Below are 18,490 nucleotides of genomic sequence, written 5' to 3'. Positions count from 1 at the left end.
GCCACAAAGTTCTCAGGGAGGAGACACTAAAATGAATCGTTTTGCATTTGCCACCGTATCGACACTGGCCATCGCGGCCGCGTCGTCCGTTGTGGCCGAGCCACAGGCGGAAGTTCTGCATTGGTGGACGTCGGGTGGTGAGGCCAAGTCGGTGGCCGTATTGCAGGAAGAGTTCGCCTCGAACGGCGGCACCTGGACCGACATGCCGGTTGCTGGTGGTGCAGGGGATGCGGCGATGACCGCGCTGCGCGCACGGGTTTTGTCCGGAAACCCGCCAACTGCCGTGCAGTTGAAAGGCCCCGCGATTCAGGAATGGTATGAAGAGGGCGTTCTGGCCGATATCTCGTCCGTGGCCGAAGCCGAAGGCTGGGCCGATGTGCTGCCTGCGTCGATCGCGGGTCACATGATGTGTGAAGGCACATGGTGCGCAGCTCCTGTGAACGTGCACCGAGTGGACTGGATCTGGGCCAACGCGGATGTCCTGGCGGCCAATGGCATTGAAATGCCGACCACCTGGGACGAATTCAATGCAGCTGCCGTCAAGCTGATGGATGCCGGAGTGATCCCGCTGGCCCATGGCGGTCAGTCCTGGCAGGACGCCACCGTGTTCGAAGCGGTGGTGCTGGGTCTCGGCGGGCCCGAATTCTATCAGAAAGCACTGGTCGATCTGGATCCCGAAGCGCTGACATCGGACACCATGGTGCAGGTCTTTGATCAGATGCGCACGCTGCGCGGTTACGTGGACGAAAACTTCTCGGGCCGCGACTGGAACCTTGCCACCGCCATGGTGATGAATGGCGAGGCCGCGTTCCAGATCATGGGCGACTGGGCCAAAGGTGAGTTTCTGGCAGCAGGTAAGAAACCCGGCGAAGATTTCCTGTGCGCCTCGACCCCCGGCGACGGCTATCTGTACAACGTCGACAGCTTTGCCATGTTCAACGTGGAAGGCGACGACAATCGTGCCGGTCAGGACCTTCTGGCCAAGCTGATAGTGGGACCAAGTTTTCAGAAGGTGTTCAACCTGAACAAAGGGTCGATCCCAGCGCGGACCGACGTGGCGCTGGATGACTTTGACATTTGCGCCAACCTGTCGGCAGAAGACATGGGGTCGACCTCGGCCGCGGGCTCGCTGCTGCCGTCCTATGCCCATGGCATGGCGCTGCGCGGTGCGCAGGCCGGAGCGATTACGGATGTTGTGACCGCGCATTTCAACTCGGATATGTCCTCGGCTGACGCGGTTCAGCAACTGTCGGACGCAGTGGCAAACAGCTACTGATCCGAACCGGTTCTGCCCCTATACTGCGGGGCGGAACCTCTTTTCTCCCGGAGGAAAAAATGTCCGAATGGCTGGAAAACCACCTGCCCAAGGTGGTGCTGGCACCGTCGTTCATTGCCGTATTGATCTTTGTCTACGGCTTTATCGGATGGACGGCTTGGGTGTCGCTGACCCGATCGAAACTGTTGCCGAAATACGAGATCAAGGGCTTCATCCAGTATGAACGCCTGTTCGATTCCCCTCGCTGGGATACGGCAATCAACAACCTGTATATCTTTGGCGCGCTGTTCATCGTCATCGCGATGGTGCTGGGCCTGTTGCTGGCCATCCTGCTGGATCAGAAGATCCGTGTCGAAGGCGCCATTCGGACGATCTACCTGTACCCCATGGCGCTGTCGATGATCGTGACCGGTACCGCGTGGAAATGGATCCTGAACCCGGGTCTGGGTATCGAATCCATGGTGCAGGGCTGGGGCTTTACGAACTTCGAATTCGACTGGCTGGTGAACCCCGATTACGCCATCTACACCATCGTGATGGCCGCGATCTGGCAGAGCTCGGGCTTTGTCATGGCGCTGTTTCTGGCCGGGCTTCGCTCAGTGGACGGAGAAATCATCAAGGCCGCTCAGGTCGATGGTATCCCCACATGGCGCATCTACACGGCGATCATCATCCCCTCGATGGCGCCGATCTTCCTGTCTGCCTTCATCGTGCTGGCGCACCTTGCAATCAAAAGCTTTGACCTTGTCATCGCCCTGACGGGTGGCGGACCGGGCTACGCAACCGATCTGCCAGCCACCTACATGTATGCCATGGCGTTTTCGCGCGGCGACATTGGTCAGGCGGCCTCGTCCGCGATGATCATGATGCTGGTCGTCTTCGCCATCGTGGTTCCCTATCTTTACTCAGAGCTGAGGGCGAAAAATGACTGATTTGTCGATGCCCCATACCGAAACCCGCACCCAAAGCGCCACCGGCAAGATTGCCCTGCGTTGGCTGCTTTACGTCCTGCTGGGCCTGTTCGCGCTGTATTACCTGATGCCGCTCTTTGTGATGCTGACCACATCTCTGAAAAGCCTCGAGGAGATCCGCACCGGCAGCCTGATTTCGCTACCCCGCGAAGTGAGCTTTGACGCCTGGAAAACCGCCTGGTCCAGCGCTTGCACCGGTATCCAATGTGAAGGCCTGCGGCCTTACTTCTGGAACTCGGTCCTGATCGCAGTGCCTGCGGTGGCGATCTCAACCCTGCTGGGCGCACTGAATGGCTATGTCGTGGCGCAGTGGCGGTTCAAAGGGGCCAATATCATCTTCTCGCTGATGCTGTTTGGCTGCTTTATCCCGTTCCAAGTCGTGCTGCTACCTATGGCACGTCTGCTGGGCATGATGGGGATTGCCGGGACCATTCCGGGCCTGATCTTTGTCCATGTGATCTACGGGCTGGGTTTCACCACGCTGTTCTTCCGCAACTACTATGTCACCATCCCGGCCGAGCTGACCAAGGCCGCCCGCGTTGATGGTGCCGGGTTCCTGCGGATTTTCTGGTCGATCTTCCTGCCGCTGTCGCTGCCCATCATCGTGGTGACCGTGATCTGGCAGTTCACTCAGATCTGGAACGACTTCCTGTTCGGTGTGTCGTTCAGCCAGGCGGGCACGCAGCCCGTGACCGTGGCGCTCAACAACATCGTAAACTCCACCACCGGCGTCAAAGAATACAATGTCGACATGGCCGCCGCGATTATCGCGGGTCTGCCGACGCTGCTCGTCTATGTCGTTGCCGGTAAGTATTTCATCCGCGGCCTGACCGCTGGCTCTGTGAAGGGATAAGACCCATGGCACCCATCCTTGATATCAACAAACTTTACAAGAACTACGGTGCGACCGAGATTCTGAAGGACATCAACATCTCGATCGAACCGGGCGATTTCCTGGTCCTGGTCGGCCCCTCGGGTTGCGGCAAATCCACCCTGTTGAACTGCATCGCGGGGCTGGAGGAGGTCACCGGGGGCACGCTGTCCATTGGTGGAAATGACATGACCCATGTCAGCCCCAAGGACCGCGACATCGCGATGGTGTTCCAGTCCTATGCGCTCTATCCGACCATGTCGGTGGCCAAGAACATCACCTTTGGCATGAAGGTCCGCGGCGTCGATCAGGCCACGCAAGACGCGAAACTGAAGGAGGTCGCCTCACTGCTGCAGATCGAACCGCTGCTGAACCGCCGCCCCAGCCAATTGTCGGGTGGTCAGCGTCAGCGTGTGGCGATGGGCCGGGCGCTGGTGCGCGATCCCAAGCTGTTCCTGTTCGATGAGCCGCTGTCGAACCTCGACGCCAAGCTGCGGGTCGAGATGCGGACCGAGATCAAAAAGCTGCATCAGACACTGGATGCGTCCATCGTCTATGTGACCCACGACCAGATCGAGGCGATGACGCTGGCGACCAAGATCGTGGTTCTGAAAGGCGGAGTCGTGCAGCAGATCGGCACTCCGGCCGAGATCTACAACAACCCGGCCAACCTGTTTGTCGCCGATTTCATGGGCTCACCCGCGATGAACCTGATACCGGCGCAGGCAACCAAGAATGGCTCGGGCACAGAGGTCGCGATCGCGCGTGATACGGGCGAGACTCTGGTGCTTAAAGATACGCGTGATCTGTCGTTGCCCAAGGACGTGATTCTTGGTCTGCGCCCTGAAGATATTGCCGAGGCCGGGTTCCGCGCCGGGGCCGGCGTGCAAGAGGCTGAATGCCTGGTCGATATGGTCGAACCAGCCGGGGCCGACACCTATGTGGTCTCGGAACTGGGCGGCAAGCAGGTCACCGCGCGTCTGCACGCGGAAACCAGCGCGCAGGCAGGCAAGATGCTGAACCTCGCCTTTGACATGAGCAAAGTGTCCTACTTTGCCAAGGAAACCGGCGAGCGCCTAAACTAACAAAAAAAGCGCCGCGCGAACCCGATCGCGCGGCGCTTTTTCAAACTGCAAACCAGGTTAGCCGACCTTGTTCTGGTTCATGTCCTTGATCAGACGGTTCAGGTCTCCGCCCCTTGCATCCAGCATCGCCCCGATTTCAGTCCGTTCGGTCAGCAGCATATTCACACCTTCGATGAACATGTTGAAGAACTTGTCACGGCCTGATTTGTCCGACACAAGGAAGGTCACCTCGAACGGTGACGAGCCCTGCAGCTTGACCGAGGTGCGCACCTCATAGCCTGCCTTGATCTTACGGGCATTGCGTACGGTCACCTGACCGCCGATGAATTCGCGAAAGCGACGGCCGTATTTGCTTGAAATATAGCCTTGAAACGCCTTGGTGAATTGCCGCAACTGGGACGGGCTGGCCGAGCGGCCATCCGCCCCCAGCACATAGCGCGCCATGATCGGCACATCCGCATATTGCACGAAAATCTTCTCGAAATCGCGGATCATCGCTTTTTCGGATTTGCCCGAGGCGATCACGCGGTTGATATCATCCACGACACTGACAACCAGTGCTTTGGCGCTGGCTTCGGTCTGGGCAAAAGCGGGAAAAGCGGTCAGCATAGCACCAGCAAGGCCGGTGGCGATAAAACCGCGTCTGTTAAGATGGTTATTCGGCATATGGGTCCTCGTAAGGGTCTAGATAGGGGTCCCTGACAGGGTCGGTTCCGGTATCTGCATAGGGGTCGTCATACAGACCCAGATAGGCTTCCTCATCATCCCGTGCCAGTTCGAAGCGACGGTTTTGAATATAAATTGTCTGTGCCTGCGCGTAGCTGTCGGCGCTTTCATACAGGATCGAATCGATGGTGTCCGAGAACCGCCCCCGGTCGCCCATCCGGCGTACAACCTCGGCATAGACGCCAATGTTATCGACTGGCCGGACCGGAGAGAAATTGATTGGGTTCGAGAACAGGTTGACGATGACGCCAATAGAATCCCGCTGCGTTGAGGGGCCATAGAACGGCAACTCGACATAGGCGCCTTCGCCGACGCCCCAAACGTGCAGGGTTTCGCCGAAATCGGTATCCACCGGCGGCAGGTTCAGCTCGGCGGCTGGGTCAGACAGACCTGCGCCCCCCACCGTGGTGTTGATCACGAATCGCAGCAGCGCATTGCCGGATTGCTTGATATTGCCTTGCAGCAGGTAGTCCAGCGCCTGACCGGGCATCGTCAGGTTTTCAGCAAAATGGTTGAAGCTGGTCACCATCGGATCAGGCACGATTCTCACGTAGCCTTTCGAGGCGGGCCGGAACAGGAACCTGTCCACGCCAAGATTGAATTTGTGAATGCCCCGGTTGGTATTTTCGTAGGGATCGAACACTTCATTCGGAGGCGTACCCTCTGGCGGCCGCGTGGCGCAGGCGCTCAGGACTGTCATCAGGGACAGTACGATCAGGTGCTTCAGGCGGGATCTGCTCAACACGGTCTTAGCCACTCCAAACCATTCGGGGTCATTGGCCCGAATTATCAATCAATACTGCCTATGGCCACATAGCGCGACCCAATCCGAGTTAACATATACGTTCCAATACAAGTATGAAACAGATAGCGTTTAACCTGCCCGATGGGCCGAGGTAAAGCGACACCGCTTCAACTGTCCGGAATAAGAAGAGTTACGCCCACCTTTCGGGCACGTCCATCCCCGTTTTCAGTCTTTCCGAACCTGACCTTCCCGGTTAGCTTCGCCGCGACTCAGGATATGGAGGAAACCTCATGAGCATCGCAGCGAAACTGGAAAGCCTCGGCGTCACCCTGCCGGATGCACCGGCACCGGCGGCAAACTACGTGCCGTTCGTACGGGTCGGCAATATTGTTTATGTATCGGGCCAGATTTCCAAAGATGATGATCTGATAACCGGCAAGCTGGGCGATGATATGGGGGTCGAGGCCGGTGCGGCGGCGGCAAAGGTCTGTGCCATCAACCTGTTGGCGCAGGTCAAGGCGGCCTGCGGCGGCGATATTGACAAGCTGGTGCGCGTGATCAAGTTGACCGGTTTCGTGAACTCGACCGCAGATTTCACCGCGCAGCCGCAGGTGATCAACGGTGCATCTGATTTCCTGGTCGAGGCGCTGGGCGATGCCGGTCGTCATTCCCGTTCCGCCGTCAGTGCTGCCGCGTTGCCACTGGGCGTGGCCGTTGAAATCGAAGGTATCTTTGAGGTCCAATGACACCGTCCCTGCCTTCCGTGTTCCTGCAGACCCCGATCGCGCATCGGGCGCTGCATGACAAATCGGACAACCGCCCGGAAAACAGCCGGGCGGCCATTCAGGCCGCGATAGAGGCCGGATATGGGATCGAGATTGATCTGCAACGGACCTCGGACAACCGGGCGATGGTGTTTCATGACTATGACATGACGCGTCTGACCGGACAGTCGGGTCCGATTCAGCAGATCTCGGCAGCACAGGCGCAGGCCACGCGGCTGCTGCATGCCGATGACGGCATCCCCACGCTGGACGAGGTGCTTCAGATGGTGGGCGGCACGGTACCGCTGCTGATCGAATTCAAGGATCAGGACGGCGCGATGGGGACTGATGTCGGACCGCTTGAGGCAGACGCCGTTCGGGCGTTGCAAGGCTATGACGGACCGGTGGCGCTGATGTCTTTCAATCCCAACTCCGTGGCCGAGCTGGCGCGTATTGCCCCGCATCTTCCGCGCGGCATCGTGACGTGCTCGTATCAGCCCAAAGTCGAACTGTTGCCGCAGAAGGTCTGCGATCACCTGCGTGACATTCCCGATTTCGACCGGGTCGGCGCCAGTTTCATCAGCCACGAGGTCGCAGACCTGTCCCGCCCCCGTGTGGCCGAGCTGAAAGCGCGGGGTGTGCCGATTCTGTGCTGGACGGTCCGGTCGCCTGAACAAGAGGCACAGGCGCGCGAGGTTGCCGACAATGTGACCTTCGAAGGGTATTTGGCCCCGCATCCGGGTTGAACCCTTCCCCCACCGTCACAGATAAAGGTCAGACGCGGAGGGCACATGGATCAGGCGCAAATCGAAGTTCAGGTTCTGGGATCGCTGTCGCAGATTTCTGCTGAGGATTGGGACAGTTGCGCCTGCCCCGAGGCTGCCGATGGCGGGCGACCGCTGGACCCGTTTACCACCCACCGGTTTCTCTTGGCGTTGGAAAACAGCGGGTCGGTTGGGCGTGGTACCGGATGGCAACCGCAATACCTGACTGCCTATCTGGACGGTATGATGATTGGCGCGGCCCCGATGTATGCCAAGTCGCACAGCCAGGGCGAATATATCTTCGATCACAACTGGGCGCATGCCTACGAAAACGCAGGTGGTCGGTATTACCCCAAGCTGCAGATTGCCGTGCCCTTCACCCCAGCAACCGGGCGGCGCTTTCTGGTACGGCCGGGATACGAGGTGGTGGGAATGTCGGCGCTGGTGCAAGGCGCGGTGCAACTGGCCGCCGACAATCGGGTGTCGTCACTGCACGCCACATTCTGCACCGAGGATGAGGCCATTGCCGGTGAGCAGATGGGTCTGATGCTGCGCACTTCGCAGCAGTTCCACTGGCTCAACGATGCATTTGCGGATTTCGACGGGTTTCTGCGGGCGTTGTCCTCGCGCAAACGCAAGAATATCCGCAAGGAACGGACGCAAGCCTGTGGGTTCGGAGGTCAGATTCGCACTTTGACCGGCGATGAGCTGCGACCGGAACATTGGGATGCCTTCTGGCGCTTCTATCAGGACACCGGATCACGCAAATGGGGCGCACCGTACCTGACCCGTCAATTCTTTGATATAGTGCATGAAACCATGGCGGATGACATAGCCTTGGTGCTGGCGGAGCGCGACGGCTATCCGATTGCCGGGGCGCTGAATTTCATCGGGCGCGAAACGCTCTTTGGCCGCTATTGGGGCTGCGTCGAACATCACCCCTGCCTGCATTTCGAATTGTGCTACTATAGGGCGATTGATTTTGCCATTGCCCATGGTCTGGCCCGGGTTGAAGCCGGGGCGCAGGGTGAACACAAGCTGGCACGAGGCTATATGCCCGCGCGCACGCATAGCTTGCATTGGGTCGGTGACCCCGGTTTTGCCGATGCGATCCGAAAATATCTGGACGCCGAGGCCGCAGCAGTGGGAGAAGAGATCGAGATCCTGACGGAATACGGCCCGTTCAGGAAATTGAACCCGGAGGAACAGCAATGACCGAACTATTGTCGATCGAGACCCGCGGGCCGCTGCTGGACCCGCTGTTCAAGAATGGCTGGACCATGGTCGAAGGCCGGGATGCGATCACCAAGACCTTTATCTTCGAGGATTTCGTCCACGCCTTCGGCTGGATGACGCAGGTGGCGATATTTGCCGAGAAATGGAACCACCATCCTGAATGGTCCAATGTCTACCGCACGGTCGAGGTGACGTTGGCCACTCATGACGTGGGCGGTCTTTCCGCGTTAGACGCAAAGCTGGCGCGCAAAATGGACAGTCTATGCTAGCGGTTACCCTCACCGACGCCACCCGCCAATGCAGCGGTCACACCCATTTGGCCGAATTCAGCGGGGGTAACGGTGCCGTTGCTGACATCGATGTCGCCCGGAATACGCGTTGTCCGGTTGCCGATCTGGCGAACGCTGCGTGCGGCCGGATTGATATCCAGACAGCGATTGTTGTAGCAGGTCAGCCCGGACGTATTGATCTGAATGCGCGTCTGCCCGTCCGGCCCGGTTACCACCGGCGCCTGTGGAACGTCACAGGCCGCCAACAGGCTCAGAAAGCCGAGAAGTCGCCATTTTTGCATGATACGCCCCCGTGTGGATGACCTCGCTGAGCGCTAGGTCGTCCGGTTTAATCCAGCTGGCCGTTCTGGTTCTTGTCAGCCGACAGGAAATCATCGTTCATCTGCGCGTCGTATTCCGCCCTTGAGATAAAGTCATCGTTGTTCCGGTCAACCTCCTGAAACTGTTTGATGTCCAGAAACGGTTTGGCCTCCTGCAATCCCAACGAACCGTTCTTGTCCTCATCCATCTCCTGGAATGCATAATCGGAAAAGGCGTCGAACTCGTCCCGGGACAGGAACCCGTCATTGTTCGCGTCGATGGCTTTCAGCTCGTTTTCATGCAGCTCGCCCACGGTTTCTGCCGAGGCGGCACCGGCCAGCAAAACGGCCGCGGCGATAATAAATCCACGTGTCATTCCGGTTCTCCTCAACATGCGTATCTGTTGCCTTCAATGGCACCGGCGGCAGCACCTGCCGCTGTCAGGATGGATTTGCCTGATCCGCCGCCGAACTGGTTGCCGATGGCGCCGCCAATCAGCGCACCGCCCAGCGAGCCGCTGAGACAAGCGATTTCGTGCTGGCGCGCCGCCTGTTGTTGCGGGGTCGGGGCTGGGCCGCAGGCGGCCAGCGCCCCCGCAGAACAGAGCAAGAGTGTAATGATTTTCAGCTTCATCGAAAAACTCCCTGATTGTATTGTTCGAATATTGGCAGATCAGGGCGTTGCATCAAGTTAAATGGCAGTCATGGCCCCGGGTGCCCCCGGAGCCAACTGGTATCAGATGACGTCCAGCAGACCCTCGCCCGCCGAAATTTCGCAGGCACCGGGGTTCTCTTCTACATTCAACGCCACCACCTTGCCGTCCTCGACCAGCATGGCATAGCGCTTGGACCGGGCGATCAGCCCGGCGGGCGGGGCGTCGAAATCCATGCCGATGGCCTTGGTGAACTCGGAAGCTGCGTCGCCCAGCATTGTCAAACCGGCCTCGGTGGCGCCGGTGGCCTCACCCCAGGCTTTCATCACGAAGGGGTCGTTGACCGAGACGCAGATGATCTCGTCCACGCCCTTGGCATCGAACTGGTCCTTGGTGCGCATGAAGCTGGGCACATGGGCCGAATGGCAGGTCGGCGTAAAGGCGCCGGGCACCGCAAAGATCACAACTTTGCGCCCTTTGGTCTTGTCTGAAATCCGCACCTCTTCGGGGCCGTCCGCGCCCAGTTGGGTCAGCGTGGCGTCGGGCAGCATGTCACCTGTTGAAATCATTTTAAGCTCCTGTCGTTTGGATTTGCAGAGTCGGGCTCAGCCGCAATATAGGTGGTCGTGTGGATGAGACCACGTGAATTCGACAGGGCGGGAGGAACATGAGCCATATTGTCGTGATCGGTGCGGGGCAGGCGGGGTCTTCGCTTGTCGCCAGGCTGCGCAAGGACGGGTTTGACGGGGACATCACCCTGATCGGAGCCGAGCCGCATTTGCCCTATCAGCGCCCGCCGCTGTCCAAGGCCTATCTGCTGGGCGAGATGGAACTGGAACGCCTGTTCCTGCGTCCCGAGAGTTTTTACGTCGAGAACAATATCACCCTGCGTCTGGGCCAGCGTGTCACCGCGATTGACCCGCAGGCCAAGACTGTGACCGTAGGGGATGAGGTCATCTCTTACGACGACCTAGCGTTGACCACCGGGTCGGACCCGCGTTACCTGCCGGCCGCGATTGGCGGCGATCTAGAGGGTGTCCACGTGGTGCGCGATCTGGCCCATATCGACGAGATGGAGCCCCGCGTGACCGACGGTGCGCGTGCACTGATTGTCGGTGGCGGCTATATCGGGCTCGAGGCCGCAGCGGTCTGTGCCAAGCGCGGGGTCAAGGTGACCTTGGTTGAGATGGCCGACCGTATTCTGCAACGGGTGGCCGCGCCCGAGACCAGCGATTATTTCCGCGCGCTGCATACCGAATACGGCGCCGATATCCGCGAAGGCGTCGGGTTGGAGCGTCTGCTCGGTGAAAACGGCAAGGTGGTGGGCGCGGTTCTGACAGATGGCACTGAGTTGCAGGTCGATTTTGTCGTCGTCGGCGTTGGCATTGCCCCCTCGACCCAGCTGGCCGAGATGGCTGGGCTGGAACTGGACAACGGTATCAAGACCGACGCCCATGGCCGCACGTCCGACCCGTCGATCTGGGCGGCGGGCGATTGTGCCTCATTCCCGCATGGCGGTGCCCGTATCCGTCTGGAAAGCGTCCCAAACGCGATCGATCAGGCCGAAATCGTGGCTCAGAACATGCTGGGCGCGACCAAGGACTACGTTGCAACGCCGTGGTTCTGGTCGGATCAGTATGACGTCAAGCTGCAGATCGCTGGCCTGAACACCGGATATGACCGCGTGGTGACGCGGCAGGGAAACGGCCAGACCGTCTCCTTCTGGTATTACAAGGGCGACCAGCTTATTGCCGTGGACGCGATGAATGATCCACGCGCCTATATGGTCGGCAAACGTCTGATTGAATCGGGCAAGACCGCCGATCCTGCTATCGTGGCCGACGCGAGCGCGGACCTGAAGCCGCTGCTCAAGGCGTGAGGATCATCGCCGGAGAGTTCCGGGGCCGCGCCTTGGCCTCGGTTGGCAAAGGGGATGCGGGCGCACATCTGCGCCCGACCACCGATCGCGTGCGCGAGAGCCTGTTTAACGTGCTTAGCCACCAGATCGACTTTGACGGGCTGCGCGTGCTGGACCTGTTTGCGGGCACTGGCGCGCTGGGGCTCGAGGCTCTGTCACGTGGCGCGGCGCATGTGACATTTGTAGATGATGGGCGCGTGGCGCAGGGCCTGATCCGCAAGAATATCGACCTGACCCGCAGCGCCGACCGCACCGATCTGATCCGCCGGGATGTCACGCGGCTGGGCCAAAACCCCGGCGCGCCCTATGATCTGGTCTTTCTGGACCCACCTTACGGCAAGTCCATGGGGCAGAAGGCTTTCGCTGCCCTGTCGCAGGGGTGGATTGCCGACGATGCCCTGATCGTGTGGGAGGAAAACGCCCCGATGCAACCGCCCGAGGGGTTCGCCCTGCAAGACAGCCGAAAATACGGTGACACGCATATCACTCTGATGTGGAGCGATACCCCGAATGCATGATCTGGTCATTTTCGACTGCGACGGCGTTCTGGTCGATAGTGAGCCGCTGTCTAATCAGGTGCTGGTCGACAATCTCGGGCGCTATGGTCTTGATCTGACCCTTGAGGACAGCGTAGGTTTTTTTGTTGGTGGCACCATGATCGGTGTTCGGGACAAGGCCCGGGAGCTGGGCGCGGATTTGCCGGATGACTGGGTCGATGAGGTCTATGCCGAAACCTATGACCGCCTACAGCAGGGCGTGGGCTTGATGCCGGGTGTTTCGGATTTGCTGACCACGCTGGACTCATGCGGCGTCCCCTATTGTGTTGCCTCAAACGGCAGCCCGGACAAGATGAAAATCACGCTGGGGCAGAACGGACTGTGGGATCGTTTTCAGGGCGTGATGTTCTCGGCACATGTGTTGGGCACGGCGAAACCCGACCCGACAATGTTCCTGACTGCGGCGGAACAGTTCGGCGCCTTGCGGCCGGTGGTCATCGAAGACAGCGCCAGCGGTGTGACCGCCGCAATCCGCGCCAATATGCGCTGTCTGGCCTATGCACCGCAGGGGGGCGGTGAAAAGTTGGCCAGGCTCGGCGCTGAAGTGATCACCGATATGGCCGAGGTTCCGGTGCTTTTGGGGATTTGACCGGGACGTGCTAGAATTCAAGCATGGACCGCGCCCTGACACCTCCGATCTGGACTGTTCCGCAGGAAACCGACGCAACCACCGGACCCGAGCGGAAACCCACCCGCGCGCCGGTGTTCATCCACGACGCGGTGACGCCATGGGGGCAGGAAACCCTGTTGCTGAAACTGATGCGCGATCAGGCCGCCGATCAGGAGGAGTAGGTCGGGTGAAATTTGTCGCCCGGTGACAGGGTAAAGATATCAACCCCATCTGCCGTCACGCCCACCGAATGTTCGAACTGCGCCGACAGCGACTTGTCTCTGGTCACCGCGGTCCAGTCGTCGGCCAGCGTCTTGGTCTCGGGGCGGCCCAGATTCACCATTGGTTCGATGGTGAAGAACATGCCCTCTTCCAGAACGGCACCGGTGCCCGGACGGCCATAGTGCAGCACGTTGGGTGGTGCGTGGAATACCCGGCCCAGCCCGTGACCGCAGAAATCGCGCACAACGCTCATCCGGTGCGCCTCGACATAAGCCTGAATGGCGTGGCCGATATCACCGAACGTATTGCCCGGCTTGACCATCTCTATCCCCTTGAACAGGGCGTCATGGGTCACCTGGATCAGGCGCTCGGCCTTGCGCGGCAATTTGCCCGCCACATACATGCGGGACGTATCGCCGAACCAGCCGTCAACGATGACCGTGACGTCGATATTCAGGATATCACCATCCTTCAGCCGCTTGTCGCCAGGAATTCCGTGACAAACCACGTGATTCACACTGATGCAGCTGGCGTGCTGATAGCCCTTGTAGCCGATGGTGGCCGAGGTTGCTCCCGCGTCCTCGACCATTTGCGTGATCAGACCGTCGATCACGCCGGTGGTCTGGCCGGGAAAGACGTGCTCGGCAATGTCATCCAGAATCCGCGCGGCCAGGGCTCCTGCCGCGTGCATGCCGGCAAAGTCACCCTGTTCATAGATGCGGATACCGTCTTTGGTCAGACGGCCACGATGTTCCTTCATGGATGCGAGGCTCCAAATGTTTCGCGCGGCATTTCTTTTACGCTGCTTGTGCAGAAAGTACCAGAGGGTGTCGGGACGCAATGTCAGAACCACCCGCCCGATCGCATGTAGACCATCAGGTAATAATGAACTAGCACAAGGCAAGTCCGGGCGGGCACACGAAACAGAGAAGGGCAGGCCGATGCAAAGAAAAGCTGACCAGTTGAGGGCCGAGATTGCCAGCATCAGTGAGCTTCTCAAGGCCGGGCGACCGGATCGCGCGTTCAAGCGGGCCACCAAGGCTGCCAAGAAATGGCCAAAAGCTGCGGCCTTGCCAAGACTTGCGGGCATCAGCGCGGTGCAGCAGCAAAAACTCAAACTGGCCCAGACCCATTTCCATCAGGCCTGGCGACTGGATCCCGAAAACGCCGAGTTGACCCAGAACTATGCGCTCAGCCTGGTTCAGGGGGGCGATCCCGCCGATGCGCTGACGTTTCTGGATAAGGTCGCTGCGCGCGGCCCTCTAAGCCCCGCCCTGCAGTTCACCCGCGCGCTGGCCCTGCTGCAAGAGCAGCAGCCGGAACAGGCGCTGGCCGATGTCGAGCAGGTCTTGAGTCGCGAGCCTGCCAATCCGAACGCACAGATCCTGAAGGCGGACATTCTGGATTCGATGCACCGCTGGGGCGACGCTGTCGAGGTGCTGACGGCGCTGGTCAAAAAACAGCCGAGATTCTTTCCCGGCTTGCTGCGGCTGGCCAGATCGCAACTGGGCCTGGGTCAATTGGGCGACGTTCTGAAAAATACCCGCGCAACCCTTGCTTTGGCGCCAGAACATCCGGACGCGCTGGAAATGATGGCCGGACTGCCGAACCTCACTTTTGACGACATAGCCACGCTGCAGGCCCGGATTTCCAATACGCTGGAACGCGGCCTGGCAGCCAACCCTGAGGACGAGGTGAAACTGCGTTTTGCTGCGGCCAATCTGGCGCGCCGGCAAAAGAACACTGCGCAGGAAATGCAGCACCTGGCTGAGGCCCACAAACTGCAGCGCAACGGGTTCGAAGCCTGGGAAGAACGCAGCGCCAAAGACTGCGCCAAACGGCTGGCCGCCCCTTTGCCCGCTGCCGGGTCTGAACCATCCGCAGGCATCCCCCGGCCGATTTTCGTGGTCGGCCTGCCCCGGTCCGGCACCACGCTGGTCGAGCGTATTCTTGCCCGCCATTCCACCGTTCAGGGTCTCGGAGAGCTGCCCTCGGTCCATCAATGGGCCCGGCAGGCCGAAGCGCAGCCGCCGGAATGGCGTGAAATCAATGGGCTGACAGATCACTACATGGCAAAGCTGCCCGCGCTGTCCGGGAATGCCAAGGCCTTTGTGGATAAAGCCCCCGGCAACTATGCCTTTCTGGGTGAGATCGCGCAGGCGTTCCCCAACGCCGTGATCCTCAACGTGTTGCGCGATCCGCGCGATGTCGCCCTGTCCATGTGGCGCGCGAATTTCGGAGCGGGTGGGCTGTACTACACCCATGACCTGAACTGGATGGCGGCCGAGGCCAACCGGTATCAGCGTTACATGCGCCACTGGCATCAGCTTATGCCGGGCCGCATCCACGATATCCGGTATGAGACTTTGGTGGGCAACCTAAAGGGCACAGCCGAAGAACTGGCGCGGATTTGTGATCTGCCTTTCGAGGACGCCATGCTGACGCCGGACCAATCCGCGAATGCGATCAAAACGGCCAGTAACTTGCAGGCCCGGCAGCCGGTTAACACAGCCTCTGTCGGAGGCTGGCAAGCGGTGGCGGATCAGTTGGAGCCGTTTGTGCAAGGTTTGGACACGGATCTGTGGCCGCAGGTTTTTGATCGGCAATCTAAAGCTTAGTCTAATACAAGAGCTTTACACGGTGGGAATCCAAGCCAACGGGCGCTGAGCCCTGAGTCCTTGATCGCAACTTTCAAACGATCCGAGAAAAATACGCGGCTTCTGATGCTGCGATCCATCCAGAAGTCTAGATCACAGGCGGACGACGGGTCGACCGCAAGCTTGTTTTTGTCTTCAGGGATTGACCTCCACGCTAATCCCTTGGTTCCAACCGGTCTAAGCCCAATAGATTGATCCGGGACGAGTGTTTTTCGGTTCTCCAAAATATGCATGAAAAACCATCGCCGCCCAGGATAGGGCGTTTCTTGGTCGTATTCGCGCAACTCTACCTCATGAAACCGGGTTCGGCCGAGCCCAAACTGCTTCAGCAGATCACGCATCGACTCCGACACAAAAATCAAACCCAAATGGCCCGTAAAAATATCCGGCAGATTTTCCTTCTTTTTCTTGGGGAGATCGCGAAATTCGAAATAAATGTAGTCCGGATACTCGGACACATCTATGTCCTGCGCATCTTCGTATCTTTTTCGAAACGCCACATACCCGGACGGTCGTGGAGCATCCAGATGGACCTCGACGGGCTGGACATTGCGGGTGCCGTACAGAAGGAGGGATTCCCAAACTTTCTTATGTGCCACTGCTTCCTCAAAGTGCGGTAATTGCGTAGAATTTCATCAATACGTTAATTGCAAGCTATCCTATGCGGTTTCCGACCCAAACACCTTCTGGCGAAATCTCAGTCCCATAAACCAACCGCTCCACCCCCTGTGCCTGTGCGACCTCGAACGCTGCCGCATAGGCCGGGTCGATATCTGTGGCCAGCGCCAGACGGTCGCAATCGGTGCGCTGCACCAGATACAGCATGGTCGCCCGGTGTCCCGGTGCCACCATCGCCGCCAGCTCACCCAGATGTTTTGTGCCGCGGGCGGTGACGCTGTCGGGGAACTCGGCCAGACCCGGCTGGCGCGACAGGGTGACGCTTTTGACTTCGACGTAAGCGTCCGGCAGGCCCGGCTGGGTCAGCAGAAAGTCGATGCGGCTGTTTTCACCGTACTTCACCTCGGGGCGGACAGTTTCATAAGCGGCCAGTTCGGGGATTTCACGTGCCTCCAACGCGGCGCGCAGGGCCTTGTTCGGGACCGACGTGTCGACCCCGGTGAAATGGCCATTTTCATGATCGACCAGCCGCCAGCCGTATTTCAGCTTTTTCTTCGGGTCGTCATTGGGCTCCAGCCAGATTTTCTCACCCGGCTCGGCCAGCCCCATCATTGAACCCGGATTGGCGCAGTGGGCGGTGACCTCGCGCCCGTCCTCCAATGTGCAATCCGCCAGAAAGCGTTTGTAGCGGCAGATCAGGCGGGCGGGGACAAGGGGGGTTTCAAATCGCATGTCTCAGGGCCTATACCTGCCCTAACGGTCGATCAAGAGGGGGGCACGCACCATGGCCAATCCAACCGCCGCAATGCTGGTGATCGGGGATGAGATACTCTCGGGCCGGACCCGCGATGCGAATATGCACTATCTCGCTGGGGAACTGACCAAACATGGCATCGACCTCAAAGAGGTGCGGATCGTCAGCGACGATGCCCCTGCGATCGAGGCGGCGGTCAAGGCTTTGTCCGACGGCCACGACCATGTTTTCACCAGTGGCGGGATTGGCCCGACCCATGACGACATTACCGCCGATTGTATCGCCCGCGCCTTCGGGGTGCATATCGACATTCGCGACGATGCGCGCGCCCTGTTGCAGGCGCATTATGACAAGTCGGGATTGGAGTTTAACGAGGCCCGCCTGCGCATGGCACGCATCCCGGACGGAGCGGAATTGATCGACAATCCGGTCTCGACTGCGCCGGGGTTCACTATCGGCAACGTGCATGTGATGGCAGGGGTGCCGTCGGTGTTTCAGGCGATGGTGGCCAGTGTGTTGCCCGGCCTGACCGGGGGCAGCCCGTTGTTTTCCCAGACTCTGCGTGTGAACAGGGGCGAAGGTGATATTGCGGCCACTCTTTCCGCGCTGGCCGAGGAGTTTTCAGACCTGTCCATCGGGTGTTATCCGTTCCAGATCAACGGTGTTTTCGGGGCGAACGTGGTGTTGCGTGGCACCGATGGCGCGCGCATCGATGCCGCCACGACCCGGCTTGCGAAAGAGCTTGAATTGTGAACGTCAACTGGGCGGACATCGTCGATGGCACATGGCCTGCTGCGCGGTATGATCGGCTGGGGCCGTTTCAACTGCGTCAGGGGCAAGGCGGTGGGTCGCGCGTATCTGCAGCCAATGCGCTGGGTCCGGCAAGCGAGGCTGATATCGATGCCGCCGAGGCTGCGATGCAGGCGATGGGGCAAAAGCGCATCTTCTGCCTGCGCCCGGGGGATGAGGCGCTGGATAACCAACTGGCCGCGCGCGGGTATCAGGTTCTGGATCCGGTCAACATCTATGCCTGCCCGACCGATCACCTGACGGGTACGCCGATCCCCCGTGTCACGGTGTTCCTCACGCCCGAGCCGCTGGCGATCATGCGCGAAATCTGGGCGAAGGGCTGCATCGGTCCCGAGAGGCTTGCCGTGATGGAACGCGCGCAGGGTCCGAAAACCAGCCTGCTTCTGCGCCACAGTGATCATCCTGCCGGGACCGGTTTTGTTGCTGTTCACGGCGGGGTCGCAATGGTTCACGCGCTGGAAATCCTACCCGATCATCGCCGTCAGGGCCTTGGCGTCTGGGCAATGCGCGCCGCCGCCTTCTGGGCACGGGAAAATGGGTCGGATACGCTCAGCGTGATCTGCACCAGGGCAAACGCCGGGGCAAACGGGCTTTATCACGCGCTCGGGATGGAGATTGCCGGCGAATACCACTACCGTCAGCTTATTTGAGGAGAAAGCCCGAC

24 protein-coding genes are annotated in these 18,490 nt (G+C 59.7%); 15 read left to right on the top strand and 9 right to left on the bottom strand.

What is annotated here, in order from left to right:
* Nucleotides 1–31 precede the first annotated feature (31 nt).
* Genes ACR0IK_RS08925 through ACR0IK_RS08910 form a run of 4 tightly spaced genes read left to right on the top strand, consistent with a single transcriptional unit; the run spans nucleotide 32 to nucleotide 4,203 of the window.
* Nucleotides 32–1,276, top strand: a complete 1,245-nt coding sequence (locus ACR0IK_RS08925; RefSeq protein ID WP_480592405.1) for an ABC transporter substrate-binding protein — start codon at nucleotides 32–34, stop codon at nucleotides 1,274–1,276.
* Between the two features lie 59 nt (nucleotides 1,277–1,335).
* Complete coding sequence (locus tag ACR0IK_RS08920) at nucleotides 1,336–2,208, top strand: carbohydrate ABC transporter permease (RefSeq protein WP_170387762.1); 873 nt, start codon at nucleotides 1,336–1,338, stop codon at nucleotides 2,206–2,208.
* Nucleotides 2,201–3,100, top strand: coding sequence for a carbohydrate ABC transporter permease (locus tag ACR0IK_RS08915; RefSeq protein WP_480641206.1), 900 nt, complete (start codon nucleotides 2,201–2,203; stop codon nucleotides 3,098–3,100). The genes ACR0IK_RS08920 and ACR0IK_RS08915 overlap by 8 nt, the downstream gene beginning before the upstream one ends.
* 5 nt (nucleotides 3,101–3,105) lie before the next feature.
* Nucleotides 3,106–4,203 (top strand): ABC transporter ATP-binding protein, encoded by a 1,098-nt coding sequence (locus tag ACR0IK_RS08910; RefSeq protein ID WP_480592408.1) that lies wholly within the window; start codon nucleotides 3,106–3,108, stop codon nucleotides 4,201–4,203.
* Between the two features lie 57 nt (nucleotides 4,204–4,260).
* Here the strand turns inward: ACR0IK_RS08910 and ACR0IK_RS08905 are convergent, their stop codons facing one another.
* Together ACR0IK_RS08905 and ACR0IK_RS08900 are read right to left on the bottom strand one after the other, a co-directional pair.
* A complete protein-coding gene (locus tag ACR0IK_RS08905; protein WP_480641205.1) occupies nucleotides 4,261–4,869 on the bottom strand; it encodes an MlaC/ttg2D family ABC transporter substrate-binding protein in 609 nt (202 codons plus the stop codon).
* Nucleotides 4,859–5,629: an MlaA family lipoprotein gene (locus tag ACR0IK_RS08900; RefSeq protein WP_480641482.1), complete on the bottom strand. Its 771-nt coding sequence runs from the start codon at nucleotides 5,627–5,629 to the stop codon at nucleotides 4,859–4,861. Before ACR0IK_RS08900 ends, ACR0IK_RS08905 begins: the two co-directional genes overlap by 11 nt.
* Nucleotides 5,630–5,964: 335 nt before the next feature.
* Between ACR0IK_RS08900 and ACR0IK_RS08895 the strand changes: the two genes are divergently transcribed.
* The 4 genes from ACR0IK_RS08895 to ACR0IK_RS08880 are packed head-to-tail and all read left to right on the top strand — an operon-like array spanning nucleotide 5,965 to nucleotide 8,707.
* Nucleotides 5,965–6,420: a RidA family protein gene (locus ACR0IK_RS08895; protein WP_480592412.1), complete on the top strand. Its 456-nt coding sequence runs from the start codon at nucleotides 5,965–5,967 to the stop codon at nucleotides 6,418–6,420.
* On the top strand, nucleotides 6,417–7,184 hold the full coding sequence (locus tag ACR0IK_RS08890; RefSeq protein ID WP_480592414.1) for a glycerophosphodiester phosphodiesterase family protein: 768 nt from the start codon (nucleotides 6,417–6,419) through the stop codon (nucleotides 7,182–7,184). Before ACR0IK_RS08895 ends, ACR0IK_RS08890 begins: the two co-directional genes overlap by 4 nt.
* Nucleotides 7,185–7,229: 45 nt before the next feature.
* On the top strand, nucleotides 7,230–8,417 hold the full coding sequence (locus ACR0IK_RS08885) for a GNAT family N-acetyltransferase (protein WP_480641204.1): 1,188 nt from the start codon (nucleotides 7,230–7,232) through the stop codon (nucleotides 8,415–8,417).
* The gene (locus tag ACR0IK_RS08880; protein ID WP_480592417.1) at nucleotides 8,414–8,707 is read left to right on the top strand and encodes a 4a-hydroxytetrahydrobiopterin dehydratase; all 294 of its coding nucleotides are present in this window, start codon (nucleotides 8,414–8,416) and stop codon (nucleotides 8,705–8,707) included. Before ACR0IK_RS08885 ends, ACR0IK_RS08880 begins: the two co-directional genes overlap by 4 nt.
* Here the strand turns inward: ACR0IK_RS08880 and ACR0IK_RS08875 are convergent.
* The 4 genes from ACR0IK_RS08875 to ACR0IK_RS08860 form a co-directional block, all read right to left on the bottom strand.
* On the bottom strand, nucleotides 8,704–9,009 hold the full coding sequence (locus ACR0IK_RS08875) for a hypothetical protein (RefSeq protein ID WP_480592419.1): 306 nt from the start codon (nucleotides 9,007–9,009) through the stop codon (nucleotides 8,704–8,706). The genes ACR0IK_RS08880 and ACR0IK_RS08875 overlap by 4 nt on opposite strands.
* 47 nt (nucleotides 9,010–9,056) lie before the next feature.
* Nucleotides 9,057–9,404 carry an EF-hand domain-containing protein gene (locus ACR0IK_RS08870; protein ID WP_480592421.1) on the bottom strand — a complete coding sequence of 116 codons (348 nt, stop codon included), beginning with the start codon at nucleotides 9,402–9,404 and terminating at the stop codon, nucleotides 9,057–9,059.
* A gap of 11 nt (nucleotides 9,405–9,415) precedes the next feature.
* Nucleotides 9,416–9,661 carry a glycine zipper 2TM domain-containing protein gene (locus tag ACR0IK_RS08865; protein WP_480641203.1) on the bottom strand — a complete coding sequence of 82 codons (246 nt, stop codon included), beginning with the start codon at nucleotides 9,659–9,661 and terminating at the stop codon, nucleotides 9,416–9,418.
* Between the two features lie 102 nt (nucleotides 9,662–9,763).
* The gene (locus ACR0IK_RS08860) at nucleotides 9,764–10,249 is read right to left on the bottom strand and encodes a redoxin family protein (protein WP_480592425.1); all 486 of its coding nucleotides are present in this window, start codon (nucleotides 10,247–10,249) and stop codon (nucleotides 9,764–9,766) included.
* A gap of 98 nt (nucleotides 10,250–10,347) precedes the next feature.
* On the opposite strand from ACR0IK_RS08860, the gene ACR0IK_RS08855 reads away from it, so the two are divergent.
* Genes ACR0IK_RS08855 through ACR0IK_RS08840 form a run of 4 tightly spaced genes read left to right on the top strand, consistent with a single transcriptional unit; the run spans nucleotide 10,348 to nucleotide 12,947 of the window.
* On the top strand, nucleotides 10,348–11,559 hold the full coding sequence (locus ACR0IK_RS08855) for an NAD(P)/FAD-dependent oxidoreductase (RefSeq protein ID WP_480592427.1): 1,212 nt from the start codon (nucleotides 10,348–10,350) through the stop codon (nucleotides 11,557–11,559).
* The gene (gene rsmD, locus ACR0IK_RS08850) at nucleotides 11,556–12,116 is read left to right on the top strand and encodes a 16S rRNA (guanine(966)-N(2))-methyltransferase RsmD (RefSeq protein WP_480592429.1); all 561 of its coding nucleotides are present in this window, start codon (nucleotides 11,556–11,558) and stop codon (nucleotides 12,114–12,116) included. Before ACR0IK_RS08855 ends, rsmD begins: the two co-directional genes overlap by 4 nt.
* Nucleotides 12,109–12,744, top strand: coding sequence for an HAD family hydrolase (locus tag ACR0IK_RS08845; protein WP_480592431.1), 636 nt, complete (start codon nucleotides 12,109–12,111; stop codon nucleotides 12,742–12,744). Before rsmD ends, ACR0IK_RS08845 begins: the two co-directional genes overlap by 8 nt.
* 23 nt (nucleotides 12,745–12,767) lie before the next feature.
* On the top strand, nucleotides 12,768–12,947 hold the full coding sequence (locus tag ACR0IK_RS08840) for a hypothetical protein (RefSeq protein WP_480592433.1): 180 nt from the start codon (nucleotides 12,768–12,770) through the stop codon (nucleotides 12,945–12,947).
* On the opposite strand, the gene map is transcribed toward ACR0IK_RS08840, so the two are convergent.
* On the bottom strand, nucleotides 12,935–13,747 hold the full coding sequence (gene map, locus ACR0IK_RS08835) for a type I methionyl aminopeptidase (RefSeq protein WP_480592435.1): 813 nt from the start codon (nucleotides 13,745–13,747) through the stop codon (nucleotides 12,935–12,937). The genes ACR0IK_RS08840 and map overlap by 13 nt on opposite strands.
* A 181-nt stretch (nucleotides 13,748–13,928) precedes the next feature.
* Here map and ACR0IK_RS08830 point away from each other — a divergent pair, with 181 nt between their 5' ends.
* Entirely contained in the window at nucleotides 13,929–15,605 is a 1,677-nt protein-coding gene (locus ACR0IK_RS08830) for a tetratricopeptide repeat-containing sulfotransferase family protein (RefSeq protein WP_480641202.1), read from the top strand.
* On the opposite strand, the gene ACR0IK_RS08825 is transcribed toward ACR0IK_RS08830, so the two are convergent.
* A complete protein-coding gene (locus ACR0IK_RS08825) occupies nucleotides 15,602–16,243 on the bottom strand; it encodes an imm11 family protein (RefSeq protein ID WP_480641201.1) in 642 nt (213 codons plus the stop codon). The genes ACR0IK_RS08830 and ACR0IK_RS08825 overlap by 4 nt on opposite strands.
* A gap of 55 nt (nucleotides 16,244–16,298) precedes the next feature.
* Nucleotides 16,299–16,994: a DNA/RNA nuclease SfsA gene (sfsA, locus tag ACR0IK_RS08820; protein WP_480641200.1), complete on the bottom strand. Its 696-nt coding sequence runs from the start codon at nucleotides 16,992–16,994 to the stop codon at nucleotides 16,299–16,301.
* A gap of 52 nt (nucleotides 16,995–17,046) precedes the next feature.
* Between sfsA and ACR0IK_RS08815 the strand changes: the two genes are divergently transcribed.
* Both ACR0IK_RS08815 and ACR0IK_RS08810 read left to right on the top strand, forming a co-directional pair.
* Nucleotides 17,047–17,769 carry a competence/damage-inducible protein A gene (locus tag ACR0IK_RS08815; RefSeq protein WP_480592442.1) on the top strand — a complete coding sequence of 241 codons (723 nt, stop codon included), beginning with the start codon at nucleotides 17,047–17,049 and terminating at the stop codon, nucleotides 17,767–17,769.
* A complete protein-coding gene (locus ACR0IK_RS08810) occupies nucleotides 17,766–18,476 on the top strand; it encodes a GNAT family N-acetyltransferase (protein WP_480641199.1) in 711 nt (236 codons plus the stop codon). Before ACR0IK_RS08815 ends, ACR0IK_RS08810 begins: the two co-directional genes overlap by 4 nt.
* Nucleotides 18,477–18,490 lie beyond the last annotated feature (14 nt).

Source organism: Ruegeria sp. BF7 (genome assembly GCF_056538605.1).
This window is presented reverse-complemented; position numbering and strand designations above follow the sequence as displayed.